Below are 25,487 nucleotides of genomic sequence, written 5' to 3'. Positions count from 1 at the left end.
GCAGCCCACCGCCCGTCAGGCGCGACCACTCGCGCACCGGTGGCGCCCGCCGCACGCCGGACCGGCGCACCCACACACCGGAGCTGCCCGCCGTCCGCCGGGGCGGCCACGCACTCGAAGTCCCCGCCGTCGCGGGAGCCGGGCGCTCGGGGGCGGGGGCATCACCCCGTAGAATTCACGGAATGCACGCCCCGCATGCCGCCCCCACCGCCGAGACGCCGCGCACCGCGCACGCCGCCCCCACCGCCGAGACGCTGCGCGCCGCGCTCGCCGGGCTGCTCGACGGACTGCCGCCGCGCCAGGCGGCCCAGGCGGTCGACCGGCTGATCGCCAACTACCGGGGCCGCACCCCGACCGACGCGCCCGTGCTGCGGGACCGCTCCGATGTCGCCGCGTACGCCGCGTACCGGATGCCCGCGACGTTCGAGGCCGTGCGCGCCGCCCTCGACGCGCTGCGCGAGCGCGCCCCGGCCTGGGCGCCCGCCTCGCACCTCGACATCGGCGGCGGTACGGGCGCGGCGAGCTGGGCCGTGGCCGCCGCGTGGCCGGACGGGGGCCACAGCACCACCGTCCTGGACTGGGCCGAGCCCGCCCTCGCCCTCGGCCGCGAGCTGGCCGGGCAGTCCCCCGCCGCCCCGCTGCGCGAGGCCCACTGGCAGCGCCGCGCCCTCACCTCCGACCTCGCCCTCCCCGACGCGACGGACCTGGTCACCGTCTCGTACGTGCTGGGCGAACTCACCGCCCCCGACCGCCGCGCGGTCGTCGGCGAGGCGGCGCGGACGGCCCAGGCCGTGGTGCTCGTCGAACCCGGCACCCCCGACGGCTATCTGCGCATCCGCGAGGCCCGCGACCAGCTCGTATCGGCGGGCTTCCGGATCCTCGCCCCGTGCCCGCACAGCGACACCTGCCCCATCGAACCGGGCGCCGACTGGTGCCACTTCGCGGCCCGGGTGAGCCGTTCGTCGCTGCACCGCCAGGTGAAGGGGGGCTCGCTGGGGCACGAGGACGAGAAGTTCGCGTACGTCGCGGCGGCCCGCTTCCCCGCCGAGGCGGCGGACGGGACGTCACGCGTCACCCGCCACCCCCAGACCCGCAAGGGCCAGGTGCTGCTGGATCTGTGCACCCCCGACGAGGGCCTGACCCGCCGCACCGTCACCAAGCGCCACGGCCCCCTCTACCGCGCCGCCCGCGACACCACGTGGGGCGACTCCTGGCCGCCGCCGCTCGACGAGCAGTGATCTAGAGGGCGCGGGCCAAGGCGGTGGCGGCCGCCGCGCGGGGCGCGCTGTCGCCGGGGCGGCGGCGCGGGTGGACCGTATTGGCGAGCAGGATCAGATAGCAGTCCCGGGACCGGTCCAGCACCAGGCTGGTGCCCGTGAACCCGGTGTGCCCGGCCGCGCCGCCGCCCGCCAACTCGCCCATGAACCACGGCTGATCGACCTCGAAGCCCAGCCCAGGCGCGGTCAGCATCAGGTCCACAGACGCGGGCGAGAGCACCGGCCCGCCGCCCGCCAGCAGCGCACGGCACAGCACGGACAGATCGGCCACGGTCGAGAAGAGCCCGGCGTGGCCCGCGACGCCGCCGAGCGCGTACGCGTTCTCGTCGTGCACCACGCCCCGCAGCATGCCCCGGTCGAGCTTGCCCCAGGGGCGCCGCTGGTCCTCGGTCGCGGCGATGCGCGGCAGCCAGGCGCGGGGCGGGCGGAAGCGGGTGGACGCCATGTCCAGGGGGCCGGTGATCCGGTCGTGGACGAGGCCGTCCAGCGCGCGGCCGGTCACCCGCTCCAGGACGCGCTGGAGCAGCAGCAGGTTGAGGTCGGAGTAGCGGCGGGCGGCCCCGGGCGGGGTGCGCGGCGGCTCGGCGTACAGCCGCGCCCACCGCGCCTCGTCCCCATCGCACTCGTAGAGCGGCAACTCCGGGACCAGCCCCGAGCGGTGGGTGAGCAGCTGCCGCACCGTGATGCCGTGCTCGGCGGCGGCGGTGCATTCGGGGGCGTACGAGGCGACCGGGGCGTCCAGCGCGATCTCGCCGCGCTCCAGCGAGCCCACCGCCACGATCGCGGTGAACAGCTTGGTCAGCGAGGCGAGGTCGAAGATGGTGTCGGCGCGCGCCGGGACCCATCGCGCGCGCGGCAGCTCACGGTCGTACGCGGCGTACCGCACGGCCCAGCCGAAGGCGCCCTCCGCCAGGGGCCCGGCGCCCGTCCCGGCCGTCACCACCGCGCCCGCGCACCAGGGGCGCTCCCCCTCGGGGAGCGCCTCCACGGTGCGCAGGAGGAGGCTCAGGCCACCGTCACGCTCTGCTTGGTGCGTCGCTGCCACGGGCGGCAGAGTCCCATGAAGCAGCCCATGGCGGCCAGCGCGCACATCAGCTGGACGACGGCCATCGGCACCGCCGTGGTCTCACCCGCGATCCCCACCAGCGGCGAGGCGACGGCCCCGAGCAGGAAGGTGGAGGTGCCGAGCAGCGCGGACGCGGAACCGGCGGCGTGCGGGGTGCGCATCAGCGCCGAGGCGTTGGTGTTGGGCATCGCCAGGCCCATCGAGGACATCAGCACGAACAGGCAGGCGGCGACCGGTACGAGACCGACCTCGCCGAACAGCCCGGCGGACAGGGCGAGCAGCGCGGTCGCCGCGACGGTGATCATGGCCAGCCCCACGGCCAGCACCTTGTCCATGCTGACGCGGCCGACCAGGATCCGGCCGTTGACCTGGCCCATGCCGATGAGGCCGATCGAGTTGAGCCCGAACAGCAGGCTGAACGTCTGCGGCGAGGCGCCGTAGATCTCCTGGACGACGAAGGACGAACCGGAGACATAGGCGAAGAGGGCGGCGAAGGCGAAGCTGCCCGCGAGCATGTAGCCGGTGAAGACGCGGTCGGCGAGCAGCCCGCGCATCGTACGGAGCGCTTCGCCGAGCCCGCCGTCGTGGCGGCGCTCGGGCGGCAGCGTCTCGTGGAGGAAGCGCCAGACGACGAGGGTGAGCAGCGCGCCGATCACGGTGAGGACGAGGAAGACGCCGCGCCAGTCGGTGAAGCGCAGGATCTGGCCGCCGATGACGGGGGCGGCGATGGGCGCGACACCGGAGATCAGCATCAGGGTGGAGAAGAAGCGGGCCATCGCGATGCCGTCGTACAGGTCGCGGACGACGGCGCGGGCGATCACGATCCCGGCCGACCCGGCGAGCCCCTGGAGCAGCCGGAAGCCGATGAGCATCCCGGCGGAGGGGGCGAAGGCGCAGATGGCGGTGGCGATGACGTAGATCACCATGCCGATGAGGAGGGGGCGGCGGCGGCCCCACTTGTCACTCATCGGGCCGACGACGAGCTGACCGAGCGCCATGCCCATCAGGCAGGCGGTCAGGGTGAGCTGGGCCGTGGCGGCGGAGCTGTGGAGCGCGTCGGTGACCGCCGGCAGGGCCGGGAGGTACATGTCCATCGAGAGGGCGGGGAGAGCGGTGAGCCCGCCGAGGACGAAGGTGACGAGGAGGCTCGCGCGGCGCTGCGCGGTCAGTGGAGCGGTGACCTGGGGCGCGGCGGCGGAGGCGGGAGAAGAAGAGGGTTCGGGTCTGTCGGCCCGGTCGGGAGCGGCGGCCGTTAGGCCGGGCTGCTGCATGCTGACCTTCCATGAGTCGTTTAGTCGTTCTCTATGCTCTCAGCAGAATCGGTGTGCTCAGGACCGATCAGGCCGAGGGGTAGAGAGGGGCAGGGATGTCGGGACCGAAGACCGAGCGCGTGCGGTGGGGGATCCTGGCGACCGGCGGGATCGCCGCGTCATTCACGGCAGATCTGCTGGACATGGCAGACGCGCAGGTCATGGCGGTGGGCTCGCGCAGCCCGGAGACGGCGAAGCGGTTCGCCGAACGATTCGGAATACCCCGCTCCTACGGTAGCTGGGCGGAGCTGGCCGCCGACCCCGAACTCGACGTGATATACGTCGCTACCCCGCACGCGGCCCACCGCGCCGCGGCCGGCCTGTGCCTGGAGGCGGGCCGGGGGGTGCTGTGCGAGAAGGCGTTCACCCTCAACACGCGCGAGGCGGACGAACTGGTCGGCCTCGCCCGCACCCACGACCGCTTCCTGATGGAGGCGATGTGGACGTACTGCGATCCGGTCATCCGGCGCATGACCGACCTCATCCAGGACGGCGCGATCGGCGAGATCCGCGCGGTCCACGCGGACTTCGGCCTCCCCGGCCCCTTCGACCCCGCCCACCGCCTCCGCGACCCGGCCCAGGGCGGCGGCGCCCTGCTCGACCTCGGCGTGTACCCGGTCTCCTTCGCCCAGCTCCTGCTGGGCGAACCCGCCACCGTCCAGGCCCGTGCCGAGCTGTCCCCCGAGGGCGTGGACGTGAACACGGGCCTGCTGCTCGGCTGGGACACCGGCGCGGTGGCCCTGCTGAGCTGCTCGATCACCGCCGACACCCCCATGACGGCGGCGGTGACCGGCTCGGCGGGCCGCATCGAGTTCCCCCGGGGCTTCTTCCACCCCGACCACTTCACCCTCCACCGCCCGGACCGCGCCCCGGAGAAGTTCACGGCCCCGGACGGCCTGCGCGCCTACCAGCGCGAGGCGGCCGAGGTAATGCGCTGCCTGCGCGCGGGCGAACGCGAGTCCCCCCTCGTCCCCCTGTCGGGCACCCTGTCCGTCATGCGCACCCTGGACAAGGCCCGAGCCCAAACCGGCGTCCGCTACCCGGGCGAGAGCTAGCGGATATCGGTTCGGCCCGCGGCGCCCGGGTCGCGGCGCCGCGGGCCGTCACCGGTCAGACCTGCTGGAGGCCAGGGTTTCCGGCTTCGCTGACGAACGACGCCGCTGTGGTGAGGGGCGCGCCCGGGGTCGTGACCGCGGAGACCGTCTTGTAGTCGGCCCGCGCCTGGTCGCCGTCCAGCTGGACCGTCACATAGCCGCGGCGCCCGTTGTAGAACTTCATGTGCGGGTTGGCGGCCATGTAGGTGGACCAGTTGGCGGGCTTGTCGGCGCCGTCCTTGCCGCTGGTGACCGACGTGCCGACGAACTCGACGCCCAGGGTCTGGGACGACGGGTTGTTGAAGTCCTTCTTGATGTCGAAGGCGTAGTGGACGTGGACGTCACCGGTCAGGACGACGAAGTTCTCGATGCCCGCCTGCTCGACACCGGCCATGACGCGGTCCCGGGAGGCGGGGTAGCCGTCCCAGGAGTCCATGGAGAGCTGGGAGCGGTCGGCGGTGGTGTTCTTCCGCTGCGAGAAGGTGACCTGCTGCGGGAGGACGTTCCAGGTGGCGCTGGAGCGCTGGAAGCCGTCGAGGAGCCAGCGCTCCTGGGCGGCGCCGGTGAGGGTGCGGGACGGGTCCTCGGACTCGGGTCCTGGGTACTGCCAGCCGTCGCCGTACGCCTGGTTGGAGCGGTACTGGCGGGTGTCGAGGATGTCGAACTGGGCGAGGCGGCCGTAGTGGAAGCGCCGGTAGAGCCGCATGTCGGCGCCGGCGGGCTGCTGCGGCATGCGCAGCGGCATGTTCTCCCAGTACGCGCGGTAGGCGGCGGCCCGGCGGATGAGGAACTCCTCGGACGGGTTGCCGTTCTCGTCGACGTCGTCCGCGTAGTTGTTCTCGGTCTCGTGGTCGTCCCAGGTGACGAACCAGGGGAAGGCGGCGTGGGCGGCCTGCAGGTCCGGGTCGGACTTGTAGAGCGCGTAGCGCAGCCGGTAGTCCCCGAGCGTCATGGTCTCGGTGTTGTAGTGGCTCGGGAGGGTGCGGTCGGTGTACTTGCGGGCGCCGCCGACCGCGCTGACGGCGTACTCGTACTGGTAGTCGCCGACGTGGAAGACGGCGTCCAGGTCCTCGGCCGCGAGGTGCCCCAGGGCCGTGTAGTAGCCGTCGTGGTACGCCTGGCAGGAGATCAGTCCGAAGCTCATGTCACGGACCCGGGCGCCGTACGACGGGGTGGTACGGGTGCGGCCGACGGGGCTGGTCCATTTGCCCGCGCGGAAGCGGTACCAGTAGACGCGGTCGGGGTCGAGGCCCTTGGCGTCCACGTGCACGGTGTAGTTGAACTCGGCGTGGGCGGTGGCGGTTCCGCGCGCGGCCACCCGGCTGAAGTGCTCGTCGCGGGCGATCTGCCACTCGACCTTGACGGCGCCCTCCTCGGGCAGTCCGTTGCCGGGCTCGTAGGCGCGGGGCGCCAGTCTGGTCCACAGCACGACGGCGTCGGGCAGTGGATCGCCGGATGCCACGCCGAGCGTGAAGGGGTTTTCGGTGAGCGCGTCCGTACGTACCTGCGCGGCCTGGGCGCTGGGCAGGTTGGTGGAGAAGGCCAGCGCGGCGGCTGCTCCGGTGACGGTGAGGAAGCGGCGGCGGCCCAGATGTGCTGCCGCGGCTCGTATCGCCTGCTGATGTGCGGCGTGTGCCATGTGCTCTCCCCTGGCTCGTGGCGTCAGAGGAATTGGAGTGTCGGGGAGAGGCCGCACGCTTGCCTACACACGACGCACACATGTCGGCTGGGTGAGGTCCGTTTCCGGATAGGGCGTTTGCCGTCATATACCGTGCGCGAAAAGGCATGTGACGTGGCGTACGCTCCGGCTCCATGAACCCAAGCGATGGTGTGCCGGTGGTGTCGAAGGTCGCCGTAGTGACGGGCGCGGGCTCCGGGATCGGCCGGGCGGTGGCGCTCGAACTGTGCGAGGCGGGCTGGTCGGTGGTGCTCGCGGGGCGCCGCGAGGAGACCCTGGCGGAGACGGCGCGCCGGGCGGGCGAGGGCCCCTCGGTCCTCGTCGTGCCGACGGATGTGAGCAGGCCGGAGCGGGTGGACGCGCTCTTCGCGGCCGTACGGGACCGCTTCGGCCGCCTCGATCTGCTGTTCAACAACGCGGGCAGCTTCGGCCCGCGCGGGGTGCCGGTGGAGGACCTGAGCCACGAGGACTGGCAGGCGGTCGTGGACACCAATCTGACGGGCGCGTTCCTGTGTGCGCAGGGTGCCTTCCGGCTGATGCGCGACCAGGATCCGCAGGGCGGACGGATCATCAATAATGGCTCGATTTCCGCCCATGCCCCACGGCCGCACAGCGTCGCGTACACGACGACCAAGCACGCGCTGACCGGGCTGACCAAGTCGCTGTCGCTGGACGGGCGGGCGTACTCCATCGCCTGTGGACAGATCGACATCGGCAACGCGGAGACGGAGATGACCGGGCAGATGCGGGCCGGTGTACTCCAGGCGAACGGGGAAGTGGTGGCCGAGCCCGTGATGGACGTGGCGGATGTCGCACGTACCGTGCGGCATATGGCGTCGCTGCCCCTGGAGGCGAATGTGCAGTTCGCGACGGTACTGGCGACGGCGATGCCGTACATCGGTCGCGGCTGACGGGCGGTGGGTCGTCACCGATCGTAGATAACCCCCGGCCCGATCGAATAATGTGACCGAGCGGAAATTCACCCCAAGAGATCAGCCCCGCCCGCAGATCCGACCGCCCCACGATCGAAGAAGACCGCATTGCGTTCCTTCCCGCTCACTCTGGTCGCCCGGCTGCTGCCCGTCGCGGTCCTCGCCGTCGCAGGCGTGGCCATGACCTCCCCCGGCGACCCGGACGACACGCGCCCTCAGGCGGCCGACGCCTCCCCGACCCCGTCCGCCGCCGACGAGGACGGCGCCCCGGACGGGGCCGACCCGGACGGGGGCGGGTCCGGGATCAAACCGGACGGGGGCGGCGGCGGCGCGAGTACGTCGGGGCGCTACTCCAAGCCGCCGACCGACGCCTGCGCCGCGCTCCCGGCGGCCACCGTCAAGGAGCTGGTGCCGGGCGCGAAGACCAGCGGCGACGCGATGAAGAGCAGCGATCTCTCCCGCCGTTCCGGCTGCTCCTGGCACGCGCTGGAGGGCTTCGACTACCGCTGGCTGGACATCAGCTTCGACGTCACCGGCCGGGCGCCCGGGGGCTCCGGCGACCCGGTGTCCGGCCTCGGCGACAAGGCGACCGTGAGCGACAAGCTCACCAGCGACGACGACCAGCAGGTGCGTGAGGCGGTCGTCACCGTCCGCAAGGACAACGCGACCATCGTCGCCACCTACAACGGCGGCGACTTCGAGAGCCACAAGGCCCCTTCGTCCAAGGTGGTACGGGACGGAGCGATCAGCGCCGCCAAGAATGCTCTCTCCGCGCTCGACGAATGACCGCTTTTGCGTATGTCGATGAACATGCGCTGTGTTTCGACAGGACGCTTCGGCGACTGGTTACGATCACCGCACCGTAACCAACCTCTGGAGTACCACCGTGTCCGAACCACGCCTGGGCGTTGCCATCCTGACCATGGGCAACCGGCCCAGAGAGGTGGCCGCCCTGCTGGAGTCGGTCGCGAAACAGGACGTACCGCCCACCCGTGTCGTCGTCGTCGGCAACGGCTCCCCGCTCCCCGAGATGCCGGACGGGGTGACCGCGGTCGAGCTGGAGGAGAACCTCGGCGTCTCCGGCGGCCGCAATGTCGCCTGGCAGCGGCTGCGCGCCTTCGGTGACGTCGACGTCGTCATCGACCTGGACGACGACGGGCTGCTCGTCGACGCCGATGTCTTCCGCACCGTGCGCGACCTGTACGCGGACGACCCCCGGCTGGGCATCGTCAGCTTCCGCATCGCCGACGAGCTGGGCGAGACCCAGCGCCGCCACGTCCCCCGGCTGCGGGCGGGCGACCCGATGCGCGGCGGCGAGGTGACCACCTTCCTCGGCGGCGGACACGCCCTGGCCGTGCCAATGCTGGACCAGGTCGGCGGCTGGCCGGACGAGTTCTTCTTCACCCACGAGGAGACCGACCTCGCCTGGCGGGCGCTCGACGCCGGGTGGAAGGTGCTGTACGTCCCCGAACTGCTGCTCCAGCACCCCCGCACCTCCCCCGCCCGGCACGCGGTCTACTACCGGATGACCGCCCGCAACCGCGTCTGGCTGGCCCGCCGCCACCTTCCGCTGCCGCTGGTCCCCGTCTACCTCGGTACGTGGACCCTGCTCACCCTCGCCCGCACCCGCGCCCTCGACGGGCTGCGGGCCTGGGCGGGCGGCTTCCTGGAGGGCGTCCGCACCCCGTGCGGCACCCGGCGGCCGATGCGGTGGCGCACGGTGTGGCGGATGACCAGGCTGGGCCGCCCGCCGGTGATCTGACGCCGCGTAGTACTCAGCTGAGGGCGTCGGCCACCAGGGCGGCGGCCCTCGCCACCAGGGGGTTGTCCGTCGGGCCCTGGGGGTCGTGCTTGACCGAGAGGACCGACAGCACCAGCGGGGTGCGCTCCGGCGGCCACACCACGCCCACGTCGTTGGCCACCCCGTACTGGGTGCCGCCGCCCGTCTTGTCTGCCAGGATCCAGTCGGCGGGCAGGCCCTTGCGGAACCGCTCGGTGTTCGTGGTGTTCGCCACCAGCCACCGGGTCAGCCGCCCGCGGTCCCCAGTGTCGAGCGCACGGCCGAGGACGAGGCGTGCGAACGTCTTCCCAATGGCGCCGGGGCTGGTGGTGTCCGTCTCCCGCCACGGCTCGGCCGTGTTCAGCTCCGGCTCCCAGCGGTCGAGCCGGGTCGTCCCGTCGCCGAGGGAACGGCAGAAGCGGGTGATGGCCGTCGGGCCGCCCAGGTCCTGGAGCAGGAGGTTCCCGGCGGCGTTGTCGCTCTCGCTGACGGCGGCCGCGCACAGCTGCTCGACGGTCAGCCCGTTCGCGATGTTCTCCGGCTTGCCGGTCACCGGGGCGTAGCCCGCCTTCCGGACGAACTCCTCGGTGTAGTGGACGCGCCGGGCGAGGAACTCGCCGTCGCGGTCGAGATCGCGCAGCACCGCGGCGGCGGCGAGCGCCTTGAAGACGGAGCAGATCGGGAAGCGCTCCTCGGCGCGGTAGGACACCGCCGCCCCGCTGGCCGGGTCGAACGCGAACACGCCCAGCCGGGCCGCGTACTCCTGCTCAAGTGCCCGCAGTTGTGCGGTGATGTCCGCGCGGGACGAGGCCGCTGACGCGCTGCCCGGTACGGACACCACGGCGGCCAGAGCCGTACCGGCGCCCAGGGCCAGCGCTTTCCGGCGGGAGGGGGCAGGGGTGGTGGGGTGCACAGGCGGTCCTCATCTCCTGGTATGGGGTCGTGCCGGAATCGCACGCCGTCAGTGAAGCCCGGGCGCATCGCCAAGTCGAATACACTCTCGACCCACGTGCGATTCCATCTGGCTATCCGCGCATGTCAGGGGGCTCGTTGCTGACGGAACGACATCTGGAAATCTTCGTCGCGCTGGCGGAGGAGCAGCACTTCGGCGCCGCCGCGCAGCGCGTGGGCATCACCCAGCCACCGCTGTCCCAGGGGCTTCGCCGTCTGGAGGCGCTGCTCGGCGTCCGCCTCTTCGACCGCACCCGGGGCGTCGCCCTCACCGACGAGGGCGCCCTGCTGCTGCCCCACGCGCGCCGCGCGATGGCCGCGCTGGCGGAGCTGCGGGAGGCCGGGGCCCGGGAGCGAGCCGATGGCCGACGGCTGCGGCTGGGGCTCGCCCCCGAGGTGCCGCCGTGGGTCGCGGCGGCCGTGGCCTCCGCACCGGGCCGGGCCGGGGAGGGCGGCCGTATCACGGTGGTGACGGCGCCGACCGCCACGCTGCTGTCCGAGACCTCGGCGGGGCGGCTCGATGTGGCGCTGGTGCGGCATCCGGCGGTGCTCCACGGTCTGGGGGCGGGCCGGGTGGTGCTCTTCCCCACCTGGACGCTCTCGCCCGCCGACCACCCGGCGGCGGCCCGGCTGCCCGTGGCCGTACGTCCGCGAGAGGAGGCCCCGGCGGCGTACGACCTGTTCGTGGACGCCCTGGCCAGCCGCGGACGGCGGGTGGAGACCGTCGTGGTCACCGACGAACGCGCCGGGCTGGCCCTGGTCGCGGCGGGCCAGGCGGTGCTGGTCACCGCCGACCACACGCTGACCGCCTACGGCATCGAGCGCACCCCGGCCGTCGATCCGCCGCTGCCGCTGCGGCTGCGGGTGGTGTGGGACGCCCGGCAGCCGGACGGCGAGGGGACCGAGCGGACGGCGCGGCTGCTGGTGGAGGCCCTGTCGCTGCAGGCGGCGGCCCTGGAAACCTCGGCACAGGCGGCGCCATGAGCGGGGCCACCGGCTGGGAGGCCCGGGCGCAGCGCGCGATCCGCGGCATGTTCGCCGACGCCGGGGTCCGGGGCTGGCTCCATGTGGCCGATCTGCACCGCCCCGAGGCGTGCGTGACGATCGACCCCGACGAGCCGGTCCCGGTCGGCTCCGTCTACAAGGTGCCGCTGATGGTCGCCTTCTGCCGCCTCGCGGACGCCGGGACGCTCGACCCGCGCGAACGCATGACGCTCGGCCCGGCGGACCGGATGCCCGGCCCCACCGGCATCTCCATCCTGCGGGACGACATCACCCTCTCCCTGCGCGACCTGGTCGTCCTGATGATGAGCGTGTCCGACAACACCGCCGCCGACGCGGTGCTGCGCCGGGTCGGCACCGAGGCGGTCGACGCGGTGTGCCGGGACCTCGGCCTGCCGTTCACCCGGATCCACGGCGGAGTGGCCACCACGTTCGCGCAGTTGATGGCGGAGACCGGGACCGAGTCGCTGGGCGCGGCGATGCGGCGTCTCGCGGACAACGACGCGACCGTCCCACCCGTCGTCTACAGTCCGCTCCTCAAGGCCTCCGCCACGCCCTCGGACATGGCCCGGCTGCTGCGCGCCATCTGGACCGGCCGGGCGGCCTCGGCAGAGAGCTGCGCGTTCATGCGCGACGCGATGGGCAAGCAGCCGTGGACGCACCGGCTCGCCTCCGGTTTTCCGTACGACGATGTGACGGTGTCGGGGAAGACCGGGACGTTCGGGTCGATGCGTCACGAGGCCGGGGTGGTCGAACTCGCCGACGGCAGCGCGTACACCGCCGTGGTGTTCACCCAGGCGGCGCGCGCCGACAGCCGACTCCCGCGCGCCGACGCGGTCATCGGCGCGGCCGCCCGTACCGCCGTGGAGGAGCTGCGCGGCAACGAGGGCACCTAGGGGGTGCCTTCCGCCTCCTCCAGCAGCGCGCCCACCTCCTCAGCGGACGTCTCCCGTAGCTCCTCGCCGACCAGCAGCCAGCGGGTGACGCCGACCGATTCGAGGAACGGCAGGTCGTGACCGGCGATCAGCAGCGCGCCCCGGTACGAGGCGAGCGCGCCGGTCAGCTGGCGCACGCTGGCCAGGTCGAGGTTGTTGGTGGGCTCGTCCAGCAGCAGCAGCTGCGGGGCCGGGGCGGCGAGCATGGTGGCCGCGAGGGCGGCCCGGAAGCGCTCACCGCCGGAGAGGGTGCCCGCGGGCTGTTCGGCGCGCGCGCCCTTGAACAGGAAGCGGGCGAGCTGCGAGCGGATGTGCTGGTCGGTGACGCCGGGCGCCATCCGGGACACGTTCGCCGCGACGCTCAGCGCGTCGTCCAGCACGTCGAGGCGCTGCGGCAGGAAGCGCAGCGGTACGAGCGCCCTGGCCTCGCCGGACAGCGGGGCCAGCTCCCCGGCGAGGGTGCGCAGGAGTGTCGTCTTCCCGGATCCATTGCGGCCGACGAGGGCGATGCGCTCGGGGCCGCGTACGTCGAGGTCGGCGTCGCGCAGCCGCCCGTGGCGGGGGCGCAGCGCGCTCAGGCTGAGCACGGTGCGGCCCGTGGGGACGGCGGTGTGGGGCAGGTCCACCCGGATCTCGGCGTCCTCGCGGACCGCCTCCGCGGCCTCCTCGCGCCGCTCGCGCGCCTCCCGCAGCCGGTCCTCGTGCAGTCCGCGCAGGCCCGCCGCCGACTCCTGGGCGGAGCGCTTGCGTTCACCCGCGACGATGCGCGGGGCCCGCCGCTGGGCGTCCATCTTCTTGCTGTGCCGCTCCCGGCGAGCTACCTTGACCTGGGTTTCCTCCAGTTCGCGCCGCTGCCTGCGGACGTCCGCCTCGGCGGCCCGCAGCGCCCGTCCGGCCGCCTCCTGCTGGACGGCCAGGGCCTCCTGGTACGCGGACCAGCCGCCCCCGTACCAGCCGACCTCCCCGGACCGCAGCTCGGCGATCCGGTCCACCCGCTCCAGCAGGTCACGGTCGTGGCTGACGACGATCAGCACACCGGAGCGCCAGTTGTCGACGGCCTCGTAGAGCCTGCGGCGCGCGAACAGGTCGAGGTTGTTGGTCGGCTCGTCGAGCAGCAGCACATCGGGGCGCTCCAGCAGCAGCGCGGCCAGCCGCAGCAGTACGGTCTCCCCGCCGGACATCTCGCCCACGGTGCGGTCCAGTCCGAGGCCGCCGAGCCCGAGCGAGCCGAGCGTCGCCAGGGCCCGTTCCTCGACGTCCCAGTCGTCGCCGACCGTCTCGAAGTGTTCGGTGCTCACGTCTCCGGTCTCGATGGCCCGCACGGCGGCGCGGCGCTCGGCGATGCCGAGGGCGTGGTCGACGCGGAGCGTGGTGTCGAGGGTGATGTTCTGCGGGAGATAGGCGAGGCTGCCGCCGATGGTCACCGACCCGTGGGAGGGGCGCAGTTGACCGGCGAGCAGCCGCAACAGGGTGGATTTTCCGGTGCCGTTGGCGCCGACCAGCCCGGTACGGCCCCGGGCGACGCTGAGGGAGAGCCCGTCGAAGAGCGTCGTGCCGTCGGGCCACTGGAAGGTCAGGTTGGAGCAGGTCACGGCGGTGCCGGGCGTGGTGGTTTCGGCCATGGTGTTCTCGCAGTCGTCAGCGCTGGGGCAGGGGCGTCGTATGCGAGCACCACGCGGCGGCCAAGCCCTGTCGGAGCGAGGGACGGCTCATGCACCGAGGTCGCAACACGCGTACGGCAACGCCGTACCACGCGGTGATCGCGAACCTCAGATGCGCAACGTCCACCTCTATCGGAGACAACAGGACGCCGTCACGATAGCGCAGCCACCTCCCGGCGGCAGCGCCATTTTTTACCGGGGGCGCTGTCAGGCGTGCCCGGCCATCGACGTGAGGCGGTCGGCCAGGCGGGTGGTGGCTTCTCTCAGCTCCGGGGGGTCCAGGATCTGGGCCTCGAAGGGGAGGCGGGCCACGTGGACGGCGAGCCAGTCCAGGTTGTCGCCGCCCGCGACGAGGACGCACCAGCCGTCGCGGTCGTCCTCGACGCGGCCCACCTGCGGCGGGACCAGCTCGCGCACGCGGTCGGGCGGGGCGTGCAGGCGTACGCGGGCGACGTGGCGGTACGGGGCGCCCGTCACGGACTGCTGCACATAGGCGACCGGGTCGGGGTGCTCGCGCGGGCGGAAACGCCAGGTCGTCGCCGTCGTCTCGCGCATCCGGTCCAGCCGGAAGGTGCGCCAGTCGTCGCGGTCGGTGTCCCAGGCCATCAGGTACCAGCGGCGGCCGGTGGTGACCATCCGTACCGGCTCGACCGTGCGCTCGCGCTCCTCGCCACCTCGGGCGGCGTACCGGAACCGCACCCGCACCGCGTCACGGCAGGCCCGCGCGAGGGTCACCAGCACCTCCGCGTCGATCTCGACACCCGGGCCGACCAGGGTCTCGGTGGCGCCGTGCACCGCCCGGACCTCGGCGCGCAGCCGGGGCGGCATCACCTGGTCGAGCTTGGCGAGGGCCCGCAGCGCCGCCTCGCCCGCCCCGGCGACCGTGCCGCCGGACGCCAGCCGCAGGGACACGGCGGTCGCGATCGCCTCCTCGTCGTCGAGGAGCAGCGGCGGCAGCCGGGTGCCCGCGCCGAGCTGGTAGCCGCCGCCGACGCCCGCCACCGCGTGGACGGGGTAGCCGAGCGTACGCAGCCGCTCCACGTCGCGGCGCACCGAGCGGTCGGTGACACCCAGCTCGGCGGCGAGTTCGGCGGCGGTCCACGACGCCCGGCGCTGGAGCAGCGCCAGCAGCCTCAGCACCCGTTCGGTCGTCCCCTGGGCGGTCATGTCCTCATCGTTCCAGCAATCGCGGAAGGGAGCTGTCCGCTATCTGCGCCACGCTGCACTCATGACCGACCAGACGTGGAACACCCTGCTGCGCGACCAGATCGGCTGGCACTGGACCCACCAGCTGCGGGCCCGGCTCGACGGGCTCACCGACGACGAGTACTTCTGGGAGCCGGTGCCCGACTGCTGGAACGTGCGCCCGCGCGGCACCGGCACCGCCCCCGTACAGGCCGGGTCCGGCGCGATGACCATCGACTTCGCGATGCCGGAGCCCGACCCGCCGCCGTTCTCGACGATCGCCTGGCGCCTCGGGCATGTGATCGTCGGCGTCCTGGCGATGCGCAACGCCTCGCACTTCGGCCGTACGCCGACCGACTACCAGTCGTACCCGTACGCCGCGACCGCCGCCGAGGCGCTGGCCCAGCTGGACGCGGAGTACGCGACCTGGCAGGCCGGGGTCGAGGCCCTCGGCGAATCGGACCTCGCCCGCCCCTGCGGGAAGGCGGAGGGTCCGTACGCCGAGTACCCGTTGGCGGCGCTCGTGCTGCACATCAACCGGGAGATGATCCACCATCTGTCCGAGGTGTGTCTGCTGCGCGACCTGTATCTGCACACCCACCGGACCCCACGGGAGGCGAGCTGACATGGCCCGCGACATCCAGATCACCTACGACTGCGCCGACCCGGCCGGGCTGGCCGCGTTCTGGGCCGAGGCCCTGGCCTACCGGGTGCAGGACGCGCCCGAGGGCTTCGACTCCTGGGACCAGGCCCTGGAGGCGATGGGCGTGCCGCCCGGGAGACGCAACGACGCCTCGGCCCTGGTCGACCCGGAGGGCGCCGGGCCACGGCTGTTCTTCCAGCGGGTGCCGGAGGGCAAGCGGGCCAAGAACCGCGTGCACCTCGACGTACGGGCCGCCCCCGGGCTGGAGGGCGACGCGCGGATGGCGGCCCTGGAGGCGGAGGCCGAACGGCTCATCGCGCACGGCGCCACCCGGCTGGAGCGCCACGACCCCGCTCCCCCGCTCGGCACAGGGCACATCGTGATGGCCGATCCCGAGGGCAACGAGTTCTGCCTCGACTAGCCCGGAAAGGGCCTCGCGCCGTGGCGCGAGGCCCTTGGCACCGGGGGCTAGTCCTGCGTTACGCGCAGCTTGTCCCAGCTCTTCTCGCCCGGGATGCCGTCGGCGTCATCGCCGGAGAAGCCCAGCTTCCGCTGCCACGCGGCGTACGACTCCTTGTCGGCGTCCGTCCACTCCGGGCCCGGACCCTCCTCGTAGAGGTCGCAGTCCTCGGCGACGAGCCGCGTCCCCATCGCCGTGATGATCTCGCTGTCCCGGCCGTCACGGAAGAAGTCGGCGCCCGGGAAGGGCACGTACTCCGCCGCCTTCGTCTCGTCGGTGCTGTCCGGCTCGGTGCTGTCCGGCTTGGTGCCGAGCCGCTTGCCGACGCGCGTGCGCATGGACTCCATCGTGAAGCCCCGGGGGTCCGACTTCCCCGGCTGCCACTCCAGATGGCCGATCACGGACCGCTCGCTCCAGTCGTGGGCGCGGCAGATCGCGGCGGACACCTTCTCGATGGCCAGCTTCTGCTCCTCGGGCCACGGGTCCTCGCCGTCGCCGAGGTTGACGCATTCGAAGCCGTAGAAGCGGGCGTTGCCGTCCTCCTCGGCCTCGTTGTCGGCGGGCAGCTCGGTCTCGTTGATCACCGCGTCCAGGACGTCGCTGTCGCCGATGCCCGCGTGGTTGGCGCGGCCGCTGCTGACGAGGTGGATCTCGCCCTTCTTGTCGATGACCCCGTGGCACAGCGGCCCGGGGAGGTCCGCGTGGCCCTCGTAACAGAGCTGGACGGAACTCTCGGTGCCCGAGGTGACGGTGTGGTGGATCATGACGCCGTTCACCGGGCCCCAGGGGCCCTTGTCGTTGCGGTTGTGCGAGCGCCAGTCGCGCACTTCGTGGACGGTCAGCCCCTCGTCACGGAGGGCCTTCAGAAGGCTGTCGGCGCTCAGGGGTGTTGCCATGGGGTGTGCTCCTTCGGTGCCTCTGGTCCTCGTCCTCTACGGACGCCCTGAGGACATCCGTCAGTTGCGGTCCCCGGCCTCCGCATCCCCGAGCGCCAGGACCCGCACTCCGTACGCGTCCAGTCCGATCTCGGCGACCGGTTCGCCCGTCGCGAGGTCGCGCAGTTCCCCGTCCGCCGCAGGGCGCACCGTCAGCGGCTCCGGGGACTGGCTGATCAGCCACACGAACCGCCGCCCGTCCTCGTGCACCAGCACATCGGCGCCGACGTACGGGGTGTCGACCGTGACCGGTCGGTCCACACCGGCGAGGTCGGCGAGCGCCTCGTACAGCCGGTGGGTCTGCTCGGGGTTGACGCGGGCGGTGCGCGCCGCCATGTGCTCCAGCGGGTACGTGGCCAGCACGGTGCGGCCGTGGCCGATGTCGTGGACCAGGAGCGCGGGGCGGCCGTGGGCGTCGGTGGCGACGACGCGGGCGCCCCGGGGGACGACGGGGAGGTAGGCGCGGGAGTCCTCGTTGCCCGCGACGGGGAACCGCAGCGTCTCCCCGGCGGTCAGCGGGCCGAAGTCCTCGGTGAAGGTCATGACGAGGGTGTCGTCCTCGATCGGCTCCGCCACCCCGTACGACAGCCGCAGCTCGACCCCGAACAGCGCGTCCAGGCCGTCGAACCAGGGGCCCCGGGTGCCGGGGTGTTCGCCGGAGCAGAAGGAGAGGTACACGGTGGCGCCGTCGCGGGCCCGCCGCTCCAGGGCGCGCCGGGTGCGGGTGGTCAGCTGGCGTGTGGAGGGCAGCAGATACAGCGCGGCGCCGTCCTCCAGGCCGTCCGCCTCGCGGAGGAGGCCCACCGGCAGGTCGGCGGCGCGCGTGGCGGCGTACGCCTGGTGGAGCGAGGTGAAGATGAGCGGCCGGTCGGCGGGGCGGCTGTAGGGGTAGCCGCGCTCCAGGAACGCGGGCACCACCAGCGCCGCGCCCGTATCCGCGCGGCGGCAGCGCGGAAAGTCCACGCGGCCCAACACGTCGGCGAAGGAGGCCAGTTCGAGCAGCGGGGTCTTGGGGGCGCCGGTGGAGTCGGTGATGCCGAAGTGCATCTCGAAGGGGTGGTGGTCGTACGGGGACTGGTCCCACAGGTCGTCGTAGTCGGTGTTGTTCCAGGCGATCCAGCCGGTGGCCCCGCCGAGGAGGGAGTTGTGCAGCGTCTGCCGGTAGTACACGGCGGCGTTCTCGGCGGAGACGGTGTCGGTCGACACCCCGAACTCCTCCAGTACGACGGGCGCGCCGGTCACCGAGGCCAGTTCGCATTCGAACGCGGCGCGGTGGTGCTGCCGCACCCGGTCGGTGTCGGAGCGGTAGACGTGCGGGCCCACGAAGTCGACGTACTCGGCGGTGTCGCGCAGCGAGAAGCCGTTGTCCCGGCCGGTCACCTCGATGCCCCACGCGCCGTCCCCGAGCGAGACCGGCTGGGTGCCACCGCCCGCCCGCACCGCGTTGCACATGGCCTGCGCCCAGGCGGTCACGACGTCGCTGGAGGGCGGATCGACCTGGTAGATACGGCCGTAGCCGGGCATCTCGTTGGTGATCAGCCAGCCGGTGACCGCCGGGTGGCCGGTGAAGCGGCGGGTCATCTGCGAGACGAACCACGCCTGGCGGCCGACCATCCACACGTCCTCGTACAGATCGCGGCCGCCCCGCCAGGCCGGATCCCAGTTCTCGCCGGACATATGGCCGACGATGAAGGTCGGGATGGTCCCCATGCCCGCCTCGGTGTGCGCGTCCAGGAAGTCGCGGAAGCGCTCGCACAACTCCTCGTCGACCCGGTGCGGTTCGGGGTGGAAGTCGGGCCAGTAGAAGAAGGAGCGGGTCATGGTCAGACCGTGCTCGCGCAGCACCCGCAATTCCTCGCGGACCGTCTTGGGGTCGTAGTTCCGCCACATCAGGGGCCCGCCGGTGCGGGACCAGAAGTTGGCGCCGAGCCAGGGCAGGACGGCGGGGTGGTGGGTGAGCTGGGCGCTGTGGCGTCGCATGGGCTCTCTTCTGTCGCTTCGGGTGATACGGCGCGGACGTGGCGGGTCAGCGGGGCGCGGGGCCCGTCGAGTCGCGGGCGACCAGGCGGGGCCGGGCGTCGAGCCGGGCGTCCCCCGCGTCCTCGCCGCAGCGGGCCAGCAGCAGCCGCGCGGCGGCCGCGCCGACCTGCCGCACCTGCTGGTCGACGGTGGTCAGGCGCGGGTGCAGCCAGCGGCCGATCGGCAGGTTGTCGTAGCCGACGACGGACAGGTCGGCCGGGACCCGCAGGCCGGTGCGCTGTGCGGTGCCGATGCCGCACACCGCCATGGAGTCGTTGGCGTACACGATCGCCGTGGGCGGGTCGGCGGCGTCGAGCAGCGCCTCGGTGGCGGCGATGGCCGCGCCTTCGGAGAAGTCCGTGTGGAGGACGGCGAAGGGCCGGTGGCCCGCGGTGCGCAGGCCCTCCTCGAAGTGGCGGCGGCGCAGCCGGGTGTGCTGGAGTTCGGCCGGTCCCGCCACGTAGGCGACGCGCCGGTGGCCCAGCTCCAGCAGATGGCCGACCACCTCGGCCACGCCCGCGCCCTGGTGTCCCAGGCCCACGCCCCGCACGGCAATGTCGGGGTCGGCCGCGTCGGGGTCGGGCGCGCCGAGCATGACGGCGGGCAGGCCGAGCCGGGTCAGCAGCGCGGGGCGGGGGTCGTCGGTGCGCGCGTCGGTGAGGACGGCGCCGTCGACGCGGCCCTCCGCCGCCAGACGTTCGTACAGCGCGCTCTCCTCGTGGACATCGGTGACCAGGTGGAGGAGGAGCCCGTAGCCGCGTGGCGCCAGTTCGCCCTCGATGCCGGTGATCAGCTCGCTGAAGTGCGGGTCGGCGCCCAGGACGTCGGTGGGGCGGCGTACGACGAGGGCGAGGGTGCGGGTGCGGGCGCTGCGCAGCGCGGCGGCCGGGGCGCTCGGCGACCAGCCGAGGTCCATGGCGGCGTCGAGGATGCGGCGCCGGGTGGCTTCGGAGAGCCGCCCCTTGTTGTTGAAGGCCTGGGATACGGCGGCCGTGGACACCCCGGCGATGGCGGCGACGGCCTTGATGGTGGGCCGGGTACGCCCGCTCGGGATGCTCACATCTTCACCGCCCCGCTGATGAGCGCCCGCTGCATCCGCTTCTGCAGCACCGTGTAGACGATCCACACCGGTACGAGGGTGAGGATCGTCCCCGCGGTCAGCACACCGTAATCCGTTCCCGTGATCGCCTTGAGGGTGGGCAGCGCCACCTGGACGGTGCGCTGGGCGGGGTCCGGGCCGATGATGACGAGCGAGTACAGGTACTCGTTCCAGAAGGTCAGGAAGTTCAGCAGCAGCACGGTCGCGATCCCCGGCAGGCACATCGGCGTGTAGACGTGGCGCAGCACGGCGAAGGTGGAGGCGCCGTCGATACGGGCGGCCTCCTCCATCTCGGCGGGCACGGTCCGCATGAACTGCACCAGGATCACCACCGACAGCGGCATCGCCGTGGCGGGCAGGAACAGCACCATGAAGGTCCGCGTGTGGAACAGACCGGTGGCGGCGGCCAGCAGGAAGGTGGGGAAGAGCGCGGCGAAGGTGGGGATGAGGAAGCCGAGCGAGAACACCTTCTCCAGCGCCGAGGCCAGCCGCCCCGTGGACCGGGCCAGCGCGAACGCCGCCGGGATGGCCAGCGCCAGCGTGAGGACCAGCGAAAGCCCCGTCACCAGGCCCGAGTTGACGACCGCGAGGCCCAGGTCGGCGCGGTGGAAGGCGGTGGAGAAGTTGCCCGGGTCCAGGGACGACGGGGGCTTGAAGGGGCTGGCGAAGATCTCCTCGTTGCTCTTGAAGGCGGAGGAGAGGAAGTAGTAGAGCGGGACGACCAGCAGCACCACATAGGTCCACACCAGGACATGAGCGGGCAGCCACGACTTGCCGAGCTTCATGATGAGCGGCTCCGATCAGTAGTTCTGGCGCAACGAGCGGCGGATGAGCAGCAGGCCGACGAGTCCGGTCAGGAAGAGGAACACGCCCACGGTCTGGCTGTAGCCGAGGTCGGCCGCGATGAACGCCTTCTGGTAGACGAGGAAGGAGAGCGTCGTGGACGAGGCGCCGGGCCCGCCCTGGGTGAGCAGCAGGACATGCTGCGCGGAGCCGAAGAGGGTCCACAGGAACTGCAGCATCGTCACCACGCCCACGTAGTCGCGGATCACCGGGAAGTGGACGCGCCACATGGTCCGCCAGTGCCCGGCGCCGTCCAGCTGCGCGGCCTCCCCCACCTCGTCCGGCACGCTGGAGAGCCGGGCGGCGAACAGGACGGCCGTGAAGCCGATGCCGCTCCACAGGTCCAGGGCGATCAGGCAGCCCAGCGCCGTCGACGGCGAGGCGAGCCACGCGTCGGTCAGCGACCCCAGACCCACCGCCTGGAGCGCCCCGTTGACCAGGCCGTCCGGGGAGAGGGCGGCGTAGAACACCATCGCCTTGGCGGGGGTGGAGATCAGCCCCGGGACGAACAGCAGATAGCGGATCACCCGGTGGCCCGGGGGCCGCTGCGCCACGTAGTAGCCCAGCATGTACGCGCAGACGATCATCACCGGCAGCGCCACGGCCAGCTGCACGGCCGTGTTGCGCACCGCCTCCCAGAACACCGGGTCGTCGAGGACGGTACGGACGTTGCCGAGCCCGGCGAACGTGACCGGCTGCAGCATCCCCGGCCAGTGCAGGGCGGCGACGACGAAGATGGCGACCAGCGGGCCGACCATGAAGACCAGGTACCAGACCAGGGCGGGCACGGCGAGGATCGTGCCGCCCTCGCGCACCCGGCGCGGTGCGGACGGGGACGGGACCGGGCGCCGGGAGGCGGCCTGGCCCCGGGTGGGCGTCAGCGTCGTCATGGGGTGGCTCCCGGGGATTCGGGGACAGGTCGTCTCATGGGGGCCGCCTCACGCACCGCGGTACGCGGCTTCGAGGGCGGCGCGCACCTTCGCGGCGCCGGTCCCGCGGGTGAAGGACGTGCTCGTCGCGGTGATCAGCGGCTGGGTCGCGGCAGGCGGCACGTACACATCCGGCAGCAGCGCCTGGCTCACCGAGCCGCCGAGCCGCTGCGCCGCCGCCACCAGCGGGAAGCCGGTGCTGAGCGTGTCGGTCCGCAGGGCCATGTCCCGGCCGCTCTCCCTGATGAACCGCGACACGGTGTCCGGCCGGTACATGAAGCGCACGAACTTCTCGACGGCCTCGATCTTCTTGGTGCCGTTCGGGCTGATCCAGAAGCCGATCAGGGTGTACGTGCGCAGGATCGTGGGCTTGTCGTGGACCGCGCCCGGCGCGAGCGGCCAGCCGCCCACCTCGGTCTGCCGCGCCACCTTCTCCGGCACCTCGGCCAGCGCCGAGGACATCGCGGACTCGATGGCCGCGGAACCGGTGTTGAACTGGGTGGTCATCGAGTCCGAGGTGAGCCCCTGCGCCTTGTCGACGAAGACACCGGCGTCCCGCAGCTCCACGAAGTAGTCGATCCCCTGCCGCGCGCCCCGGCTGCCGCTGAAGTCGCCGGTGGCGAAGACGTGCCGGGCCTCGTCCTCGGTCAGGAAGGTCTGGATGATCTGCGCGAGCAGCTTCTGCCCGGTCCAGTCGTTGCCGCCCGTGGTCACCGGGCCGATGCCCTTGGCGCGCAGCTTGCGCGCGGCGCCGATGAGCGCGTCGCCGGTCCGGGGGATGCCGTCCACACCGGCCCGCTCCAGCAGCGCGGTGTTGTAGGCGATCGGCCAGTTGGTGGCGAAGTACGGGAAGGCCCGCAGCCGCCCCTTTCCGTCGGTCCAGGACGTCAGCGCCACCGGCAGGACGCGCTTCCGCAGCCCCCAGTCGTCCAGATAGCCCGTGACGTCGACCGTGGCGCCCACATCCGTCCAGGCCAGGGTCTTGTCGTACAGGTTGACCATGACGACGTCCGGCTCTTTGCGGGCCAGTCGCGAGGTCTCGTAGACCTGGGCGAGATCGTCGCCGTTGACGAGGTTCTTGACCTTCAGGCCGGGGTTCTCCGCGCGGAAGCGGCGCAGGGCGGCCAGATAGGTCGGGGAGCCCGGCGCGGTGGTGCCCAGCTGGCTGTGGATCACGAGCGTATGGGGGTCGGAATCCGTGGCGGCCAGCGCGGAGCAGCCGGACAGGGCGGGCAGGGCGGTCGCGGCGGCGAGTCCGGACCCGGCGGCGAGAACGCCGCGCCGACTGGGGCGTGAGCGCACCACGGATGTCTCCAACCAGGGCGGTTAACGGATTGGTTAATCGATATACCGAGGAGGGTGGGAGGACAGTAAGGGCCGGTCCGGCACCGGTCAACCCTTCGCGCTGTGGTTCTAGAGGGCCTGGGTGGCGGCCTCGGTGATCGTCTCGACGGCGCGGGTGAGGACGGGTATCTCCCTCGCCCCGAGCCGGGTCACGGCCATGATGCGGCGCGCCGGAGCCGGTTCGCCGTGCAGCGGGAGCCGCACCACCCGGTCCTCCTCGCTCAGCTGCGCCAGGCGCGGTACGAGGATGACGCCGAAGCCATGGGCTACCAGGGCGGTCCCGGTGCCCCACTCGTCCGCGTGGTGGGCGATGTGCGGGGTGAAGCCCGCGCTCATGCAGGCGGCGAGCACCAACTGGTGGTACGTCGTACCCGGGTTGCCCACGATCCACGGTTCGCGCGCGGCGTCGGCCAGGGTGACCCGCGGCCGCCGGGTCAGCGGGTGGCCCCGGGGGACGACCAGGTCCAGCGGGTCGTCCAGCAGCGGCCGCTGGTCGAAGCGCTGGTCGGTCATGGGCGGGGAGTCGGCGGTGACGACGAGCAGCGCGAGGTCGGCCTCCTCCGACAGCAGCAGGTCGAAGCAGCGGTCGGGTTCGGCCTCGATGATCCGCACCGTGAGGTGGGGGTGGGCGTCGCGCAGCTCGGCGGCGGCGGGAGGCAGCAGACGGCTGGCGGCGGTGGAGAACCCGCACAGGGTGATCTGCCCGGTGGGTTCGGTGCCCGCGGCGGCCAGTTCGGCGCGGGCCTCCTCCCACTGCTCCTGGAGGCGCTCCGCGTGGCGCAGCAGGATGCGGGCCGCGTTCGTCAGGCGGATGCCCCGGCCATGCTGTACCACCAGCTCCGTTTCGACCTCGGCGGCGAGCTGGCGCAGTTGGTAGGAGACGGCGGACGGCGTGTAGTGCAGCGCCTGCGCCGCGGCGGTCACCGTGCCGTGCTCGGCGACCATCTGGAGGATCCGGAGCCGAGAGTCAATCATGCAAATAGTTTGCACGGTCAGCCCCAGAACCGTTTGATTTTCTTCGCGTTGGCCCGGCCCCACACTGGCGGTTGTGGCGGATCAACGGGCAATCAGAACGGTGTCGGAACGAGCGGTACGGACCACCGTACTCCTGGTGGTGGTGCTCACGGCGGGCGCGTATCTCCCCAGCCCGCTCTATCCCGACTACCAGCGTCTCTTCGGCTACGACGACTTCGTGATGACCCTGCTCTTCGCGACGTTCGCGCTGGTCAGCGGAGTGGCACTGCTGCTGTGCGGACCGGCGGCGGACGTGGTCGGCGACCGGCCGGTGCTGCGGTTGAGCGTGCTGCTCGCCGCCGCGGGCTCCTGCTGCTTCCTGCTCGCCGACAGCCCCGGCTGGCTCTTCACCGGCCGGGTCGGCCACGCGCTGGCCCTGGGCGCGGCGACCGGAGCGGCGCAGGCGCTCATCGCCCGGCACAGCAGTCCCACGGCCCGCGTCGCCGGACCGCTGCTCGCGGGCCTCGCCTTCGCGGCGGGCACCGCCCTGGGGCCGGTGGTCTCGGGTGTCCTCGCCGAGTACGTCCCGGGCCCGCTGACCACTCCGTACGTGCTGCATCTGGCCCTGCTGGGGTGGGTATGGCACCGGCTGCGCCGGACCGTTCCCGCGACCACCGGTGAGGAACGGGTACGGCAGCGGTGGCGCCCCACCCGGCCGCACATCCCCCCGGCCCTGCGCGGGCTCTTCCTCGTCGCCGGGCTGAGCGGGTTCCTCGCCTGGGCCGTCGTCGGCATCTACCTCGCCCTCCTCCCCGCGCTGCTCGAACAGACCCCGCACGGCGCCCATCCGGCCCTGGTCGGCGGGGTGCTGGGCAGCGTCCTGGTCTGGTCGCTGCTGGCCCAGCTGGCCAGTGCGCGCCGTACCGCGTACGCCGCCCAGCGGTACGGCCTCGCCGCGCTCGCCGGGAGCCTGGTGCTGCTCGCGGCCACCGGAGCCGCCTCGCTGCCCGCCACGCTCGGCTCCACGGTCCTCGCCGGTATCGGGCACGGGCTCGCCTACAGCGGCGCCGCGCGAGCGGTCGACGCGCGGACCCCGGCCGGGCAGCGCGCGGGGATCGGGGCCGCGCTGTATCTGCTGTTCTACTGGGGCTCCGGGGCGCCCGCGGTCGCCGTCGGAGCGCTGACCACCTGGATGCCGCTCACGGCGGCGGTGACCTGGCTGAGTTGGGCCGGAGTCGCCCTGACCGCGCTGGCCCTGACGATCACGTACGGCTTCGCCTTGCCCACGCGGCGACGCGCAGCGGCAACATCGCACCCCGCGCCCCGCACCTCCCGGGGCGCGGGACTCCGGTAAGCGACGGCTCCCGCCCGGTGCGAGACCGGGCGGAAG

At 72.7% G+C, this 25,487-nt stretch carries 23 protein-coding genes; 10 read left to right on the top strand and 13 right to left on the bottom strand.

Translation table 11 applies throughout. The features are described 5' to 3' along the window. Window positions 1-182 precede the first annotated feature (182 nt). Window positions 183-1,238 carry a small ribosomal subunit Rsm22 family protein gene (locus ACWC5C_RS01020; RefSeq protein ID WP_450872494.1) on the top strand — a complete coding sequence of 352 codons (1,056 nt, stop codon included), beginning with the start codon at window positions 183-185 and terminating at the stop codon, window positions 1,236-1,238. A gap of 1 nt (window position 1,239) precedes the next feature. On the opposite strand, the gene ACWC5C_RS01015 is transcribed toward ACWC5C_RS01020, so the two are convergent. Further along, on the bottom strand, window positions 1,240-2,322 hold the full coding sequence (locus ACWC5C_RS01015) for a serine hydrolase domain-containing protein (protein ID WP_450872492.1): 1,083 nt from the start codon (window positions 2,320-2,322) through the stop codon (window positions 1,240-1,242). Further along, on the bottom strand, window positions 2,283-3,614 hold the full coding sequence (locus tag ACWC5C_RS01010; RefSeq protein WP_450872490.1) for a multidrug effflux MFS transporter: 1,332 nt from the start codon (window positions 3,612-3,614) through the stop codon (window positions 2,283-2,285). The genes ACWC5C_RS01015 and ACWC5C_RS01010 overlap by 40 nt, the downstream gene beginning before the upstream one ends. Before the next feature lie 95 nt (window positions 3,615-3,709). Here ACWC5C_RS01010 and ACWC5C_RS01005 point away from each other — a divergent pair, with 95 nt between their 5' ends. Then, window positions 3,710-4,708, top strand: coding sequence for a Gfo/Idh/MocA family protein (locus ACWC5C_RS01005; protein ID WP_450872488.1), 999 nt, complete (start codon window positions 3,710-3,712; stop codon window positions 4,706-4,708). 55 nt (window positions 4,709-4,763) lie between these two features. On the opposite strand, the gene ACWC5C_RS01000 is transcribed toward ACWC5C_RS01005, so the two are convergent. After that, window positions 4,764-6,386 carry an alkaline phosphatase D family protein gene (locus ACWC5C_RS01000; RefSeq protein WP_450872486.1) on the bottom strand — a complete coding sequence of 541 codons (1,623 nt, stop codon included), beginning with the start codon at window positions 6,384-6,386 and terminating at the stop codon, window positions 4,764-4,766. A 173-nt stretch (window positions 6,387-6,559) separates the two neighbouring features. Between ACWC5C_RS01000 and ACWC5C_RS00995 the strand changes: the two genes are divergently transcribed. The 3 genes from ACWC5C_RS00995 to ACWC5C_RS00985 all read left to right on the top strand — a co-directional run bounded on the left by ACWC5C_RS00995 (window position 6,560) and on the right by ACWC5C_RS00985 (window position 9,119). Next, window positions 6,560-7,336, top strand: coding sequence for an SDR family oxidoreductase (locus tag ACWC5C_RS00995; protein ID WP_450872484.1), 777 nt, complete (start codon window positions 6,560-6,562; stop codon window positions 7,334-7,336). A gap of 129 nt (window positions 7,337-7,465) precedes the next feature. Continuing rightward, on the top strand, window positions 7,466-8,143 hold the full coding sequence (locus ACWC5C_RS00990; protein WP_450872482.1) for a hypothetical protein: 678 nt from the start codon (window positions 7,466-7,468) through the stop codon (window positions 8,141-8,143). 100 nt (window positions 8,144-8,243) lie between these two features. Continuing rightward, the gene (locus ACWC5C_RS00985) at window positions 8,244-9,119 is read left to right on the top strand and encodes a glycosyltransferase family 2 protein (protein WP_450872481.1); all 876 of its coding nucleotides are present in this window, start codon (window positions 8,244-8,246) and stop codon (window positions 9,117-9,119) included. Window positions 9,120-9,132: 13 nt separating this feature from the next. On the opposite strand, the gene bla is transcribed toward ACWC5C_RS00985, so the two are convergent. Beyond that, window positions 9,133-10,050, bottom strand: a complete 918-nt coding sequence (bla, locus tag ACWC5C_RS00980) for a class A beta-lactamase (RefSeq protein WP_450872479.1) — start codon at window positions 10,048-10,050, stop codon at window positions 9,133-9,135. A gap of 137 nt (window positions 10,051-10,187) precedes the next feature. Between bla and ACWC5C_RS00975 the strand changes: the two genes are divergently transcribed. Together ACWC5C_RS00975 and ACWC5C_RS00970 are read left to right on the top strand one after the other, a co-directional pair. Continuing rightward, a complete protein-coding gene (locus tag ACWC5C_RS00975; protein ID WP_450872478.1) occupies window positions 10,188-11,072 on the top strand; it encodes a LysR family transcriptional regulator in 885 nt (294 codons plus the stop codon). Next, the gene (locus ACWC5C_RS00970) at window positions 11,069-11,986 is read left to right on the top strand and encodes a serine hydrolase (RefSeq protein WP_450872477.1); all 918 of its coding nucleotides are present in this window, start codon (window positions 11,069-11,071) and stop codon (window positions 11,984-11,986) included. The genes ACWC5C_RS00975 and ACWC5C_RS00970 overlap by 4 nt, the downstream gene beginning before the upstream one ends. Here ACWC5C_RS00970 and ACWC5C_RS00965 read toward each other — a convergent pair. Both ACWC5C_RS00965 and ACWC5C_RS00960 read right to left on the bottom strand, forming a co-directional pair. Further along, window positions 11,983-13,647, bottom strand: a complete 1,665-nt coding sequence (locus ACWC5C_RS00965; protein WP_450872476.1) for an ABC-F family ATP-binding cassette domain-containing protein — start codon at window positions 13,645-13,647, stop codon at window positions 11,983-11,985. The genes ACWC5C_RS00970 and ACWC5C_RS00965 overlap by 4 nt on opposite strands. A 246-nt stretch (window positions 13,648-13,893) precedes the next feature. Further along, window positions 13,894-14,853 (bottom strand): helix-turn-helix transcriptional regulator, encoded by a 960-nt coding sequence (locus tag ACWC5C_RS00960; protein WP_450872474.1) that lies wholly within the window; start codon window positions 14,851-14,853, stop codon window positions 13,894-13,896. 61 nt (window positions 14,854-14,914) lie between these two features. Between ACWC5C_RS00960 and ACWC5C_RS00955 the strand changes: the two genes are divergently transcribed. Both ACWC5C_RS00955 and ACWC5C_RS00950 read left to right on the top strand, forming a co-directional pair. Then, window positions 14,915-15,496 (top strand): DinB family protein, encoded by a 582-nt coding sequence (locus ACWC5C_RS00955; protein WP_450872472.1) that lies wholly within the window; start codon window positions 14,915-14,917, stop codon window positions 15,494-15,496. Between the two features lies 1 nt (window position 15,497). Then, window positions 15,498-15,935: a VOC family protein gene (locus ACWC5C_RS00950; protein WP_450872470.1), complete on the top strand. Its 438-nt coding sequence runs from the start codon at window positions 15,498-15,500 to the stop codon at window positions 15,933-15,935. 47 nt (window positions 15,936-15,982) lie between these two features. Here ACWC5C_RS00950 and ACWC5C_RS00945 read toward each other — a convergent pair whose 3' ends face one another. The 7 genes from ACWC5C_RS00945 to ACWC5C_RS00915 form a co-directional block, all read right to left on the bottom strand. Further along, the gene (locus ACWC5C_RS00945) at window positions 15,983-16,870 is read right to left on the bottom strand and encodes a peptidoglycan-binding protein (protein ID WP_450872468.1); all 888 of its coding nucleotides are present in this window, start codon (window positions 16,868-16,870) and stop codon (window positions 15,983-15,985) included. Window positions 16,871-16,930: 60 nt separating this feature from the next. Further along, window positions 16,931-18,889 carry a glycoside hydrolase 5 family protein gene (locus tag ACWC5C_RS00940; protein ID WP_450872466.1) on the bottom strand — a complete coding sequence of 653 codons (1,959 nt, stop codon included), beginning with the start codon at window positions 18,887-18,889 and terminating at the stop codon, window positions 16,931-16,933. A 46-nt stretch (window positions 18,890-18,935) separates the two neighbouring features. Then, window positions 18,936-19,988 (bottom strand): LacI family DNA-binding transcriptional regulator, encoded by a 1,053-nt coding sequence (locus ACWC5C_RS00935; RefSeq protein ID WP_450872464.1) that lies wholly within the window; start codon window positions 19,986-19,988, stop codon window positions 18,936-18,938. After that, entirely contained in the window at window positions 19,985-20,812 is an 828-nt protein-coding gene (locus ACWC5C_RS00930) for a carbohydrate ABC transporter permease (protein WP_450872462.1), read from the bottom strand. The genes ACWC5C_RS00935 and ACWC5C_RS00930 overlap by 4 nt, the downstream gene beginning before the upstream one ends. Window positions 20,813-20,827: 15 nt before the next feature. Then, window positions 20,828-21,760, bottom strand: a complete 933-nt coding sequence (locus ACWC5C_RS00925; RefSeq protein WP_450872460.1) for a carbohydrate ABC transporter permease — start codon at window positions 21,758-21,760, stop codon at window positions 20,828-20,830. Between the two features lie 48 nt (window positions 21,761-21,808). Then, complete coding sequence (locus ACWC5C_RS00920) at window positions 21,809-23,101, bottom strand: ABC transporter substrate-binding protein (protein WP_450873218.1); 1,293 nt, start codon at window positions 23,099-23,101, stop codon at window positions 21,809-21,811. Window positions 23,102-23,212: 111 nt separating this feature from the next. After that, window positions 23,213-24,118, bottom strand: a complete 906-nt coding sequence (locus ACWC5C_RS00915) for a LysR family transcriptional regulator (RefSeq protein ID WP_450872458.1) — start codon at window positions 24,116-24,118, stop codon at window positions 23,213-23,215. 100 nt (window positions 24,119-24,218) lie between these two features. Here ACWC5C_RS00915 and ACWC5C_RS00910 point away from each other — a divergent pair, with 100 nt between their 5' ends. Then, window positions 24,219-25,451, top strand: a complete 1,233-nt coding sequence (locus tag ACWC5C_RS00910) for an MFS transporter (protein WP_450872456.1) — start codon at window positions 24,219-24,221, stop codon at window positions 25,449-25,451. Window positions 25,452-25,487: the final 36 nt, after the last annotated feature.

The sequence above is a fragment of the Streptomyces sp. NPDC001700 genome, from assembly GCF_053596435.1.
This window is presented reverse-complemented; position numbering and strand designations above follow the sequence as displayed.